General features: G+C 66.9%; 2 protein-coding genes, 1 pseudogene and 1 other annotated feature. All 3 genes and pseudogenes read left to right on the top strand.

The annotated features are described in order from the left end of the window. The first annotated feature begins 168 nt into the window (after positions 1 to 168). Complete coding sequence (locus tag HMPREF3105_RS02895) at positions 169 to 750, top strand: EamA family transporter (protein WP_308219442.1); 582 nt, start codon at positions 169 to 171, stop codon at positions 748 to 750. Positions 751 to 798: 48 nt separating this feature from the next. Beyond that, a pseudogene (locus HMPREF3105_RS13460) lies at positions 799 to 1,814 on the top strand (IS3 family transposase); the annotation flags it as partial. Beyond that, positions 1,077 to 1,173: a sequence feature (AL1L pseudoknot), on the top strand. Its footprint overlaps the pseudogene before it by 97 nt. A gap of 262 nt (positions 1,815 to 2,076) precedes the next feature. Then, the coding region (locus tag HMPREF3105_RS02880; protein ID WP_083325280.1) for an IS110 family RNA-guided transposase at positions 2,077 to 3,110 on the top strand (1,034 nt) is incomplete at its 3' end.

The raw sequence follows: 3,110 nt of genomic DNA, 5'->3' as shown, positions 1-3,110 counted from the left end.
TCCTCCGGCAGGTCGTCCGTGGCCGTGGCCGTCTACCCGCTGGCGTTCTACAGCTCGATGCACTGGGCCGGCGTCGCCATCGGCTCCGTCGTCTCCCTCGCCTCGGCTCCCCTGGCCTCCGGGCTGCTGGAACGGATCGTGGAACACCGACGCCTCAGCCGGTGATGGATGCTCGCCGCCGCCCTGGGCGTCACCGGCGCCGCTCTGCTGTGCCTGTCCCAACTCGACCAGGAGGCCGCATCGTCGACCGCGACCCTCGCCGGCGTCCTGCTCGGGCTGGTCGCCGGCGCCACCTACGCGACGTACTCCTGGGCGGCGCACCGCCTCATCCACGACGGCATCAGCCGGGCGGCCTCGATGGGCGCCGTGTTCGGTGCGGGCGGGGCGCTGCTGCTGCCCGTCCTCGTCATCACCGGAGCGCCCCTGATCGCCACCCCGCAGGCCTTCGCGGTGGCCGCCTACATTGCCCTGGTCCCGATGTTCCTCGGCTATGTGCTCTTCGGCTACGGCCTCACCCGTGTGCCCGCCAGCACCGCGACCACGATCACCCTCACCGAGCCGGCCGTCGCCGCGATCCTCGCCGTCGCCGTCGTCGGCGAACGCCTCACCCCCGTGGGCTGGACCGGCCTCGGCATCATAGCCGCCGTCCTCTTCATTCTCGCCCTCACACCTACCAACACGACCGCAGACCGGCACGGCCGCACGCCGACGACCGAAGCGATCCAGCCCTCGGCCGCACAACGAAAGTGAAGCGCCCTGGGTTTCGTTCCGACCTACTTCCTCAAGGAGGATCGGATCATGCCCCAGAAGTACACCCCCGAGTTCAAGGCAAGAGCCCTGAAGCTCATCGAAGAACGCGTCCGCGCCGAGCAGTGCTCCGCCTGGGTCGCCTGCACCGCCGTTGGCGAAGCCCTCGGCGGGATCTCCCCACACACCCTGCGGAACTGGTGGAAGCAAGATCGCGTCGATCAGGGCGAGGCTCCAGGGCTGAGCACCGCTGAAGCCGAGGAGATCACCAAGCTGCGCAGAGAGAACCTCGAGCTGCGCCGCGCGAACGAGATCCTGCGCAAAGCCTCAGCTTTTTTCGCAGCGGAACTCGACCGCCCCACGACGAGATGATCCGGTTCATCGACGAACACCGCGATCAATTCGGGGTCGAGGCCATCTGCCGCGTGCTCAGCGCGACGGAGTGTGGGTTCATCACCTCTCGCGGCTACCGGGCCGCGAAGAGACGGCCTGCCTCCGAGAGGGCTCTACGAGACGAGCTCCTCATCGAGGAGCTCGAGCGGATCCACGCGGAGAACTACAGCGTCTACGGGGTCCGGAAGATGCACCACGCGATGCGCCGCGCCGGGTGGGAGATCGGCCGGGACCAGGTCGCCCGACTGATGAAGCTCGCCGGCGTGGAAGGGGTGCGGCGCGGACGTACGCCGGTCACCACGAGGCCGACTGGTGAGCCGGATACCCGCCCTGACTTGGTGGAGCGGCAGTTCACCGCGGATGGCCCGCATCAGCTCTGGGTCGCTGACATCACCTACGTCAGGATCCTGGCCGGGTTCTGCTATGTCGCGTTCATCACCGACGTGTACTCCCGGCGCGTCGTGGGATGGGCGGTCTCGGGCAGCCTGCACACCGCAGGCCTGCCCCTGCTGGCCCTGGAGCACGCGCTGGTCTCCACCGGCGCTACCCGCGGGCGGCAGGGCCTGATCCACCACTCGGATCGGGGAAGCCAGTACGTCAGCTTGGCATATTCAGACGCGCTCATCACCGCCGGGGTGAGCGCTTCGGTGGGCACCGTGGGCGACTCCTACGACTGTCAGTCTCTGAGGGCCGGATTCCGCGAGGATGAGGAAGTCCTGGCCGTGGTGCTCTGACCCATCTCTACGATTGACCCACATGGTGTCTTGGCGTTGATCTGTCGGGCCCGCGGCCGGGCACGTACGACCACTGCCGCCGGTCCGGGCGTGACCTGATAGGAGCCTGGAGCATTTTCGTGACCGTGTCCCCGTGACAGTCCTGTCCGCCCACCGGCGTCGGTGCCGCCCCCGCACCCGTAGCCGAAGGACAGCCTCGTACATGAGCCAGATCGCCCCCACCCGTTCCGGTCACGTCGTGATCGGCGTGGACACCCACAAGCACATCCACGTGGCCGCCGTCATGGACTCGATCGGTGGGATTCTCGCGACCGGCACGATCGCCACCGACCGTGCCGGTTACCAGCAGCTACTGGAATGGGCCGCGGACTACGGCACCATCATCGCGTTCGGCATCGAGGGCACAGGCTCCTACGGGGCTGGTCTGGCCTCGTACATCCGTCGCCAGGGGCACAAGGTCGTGGAAGTCTCGCGCCCAGACCGACGCCTGCGTCGGTTGAACGGGAAGTCCGACACCTTGGACGCTGAGAACGCGGCCCGCGCAGTCCTCGCGGGTTTCGCTACCGCCACGCCCAAGAGCGCCGACGGGAGCGTGGAAATGATCCGTCAGCTCAAAGTCGCTCACGACACTGCGGTCAAAGACCGCTCTGCAGCGATGATCACGTTGAAGGCGATGCTCGTGCACGCCGAAGAGAATCTACGCAAGGTACTGCAGGGGAAGACGCAGAAGATGATCGCCCGCCGCTGCGCTTCCCTGCGCCCCCGCGCGCTGAGCACGCCGGAGGAGGCCAATCGTCATGTGCTCCGGTCGCTGGCCAGGCGGTGGCTGTCGTTAAACGAGGAGATCCTCGAGCTCGAGGCCATGATCAAGGGGCTCGTGATCGCGCGTGCGCCGCACCTGCTCGACCAGTTCGGGATCGGCGTGGACACGGCAGCGGAGATCCTCATCGTGGCCGGGGACAATCCCGAACGGATCAAGAGCGAGGCAGCATTCGCCAAGCTCGCCGGCATCAGCCCCGTGCCTACAGGCTCAGGGATGAGCAGCGGAAAACATCGGATCAATCATGGCGGTCACCGTCAGCTGAACGCAGCCATCTACAGGACAGTCATCGTGCGGATGCGCTTCCATGAGCCCACGATCGCCTACGTGGCACGACGCACCGCGGAGGGCAAGTCCAAGCGAGACATCATTCGCTGCCTCAAGAGGTACGTGATCCGCGAGGTATACCACCTCGT

Source organism: Micrococcus sp. HMSC31B01 (assembly GCF_001816085.1).
Lineage (GTDB): Bacteria > Actinomycetota > Actinomycetes > Actinomycetales > Micrococcaceae > Micrococcus > Micrococcus luteus.
The sequence above is the reverse complement of the archived record's forward strand: the minus strand, read 5'-3'. Positions and strand labels throughout refer to the sequence as shown.

Excerpts from the sequence above, each read along its gene's own strand:
- HMPREF3105_RS02895 (WP_308219442.1), top strand. The coding sequence starts at position 169 with ATGCTCGCCGCCGCCCTGGGCGTCACCGGCGCCGCTCTGCTGTGCCTG.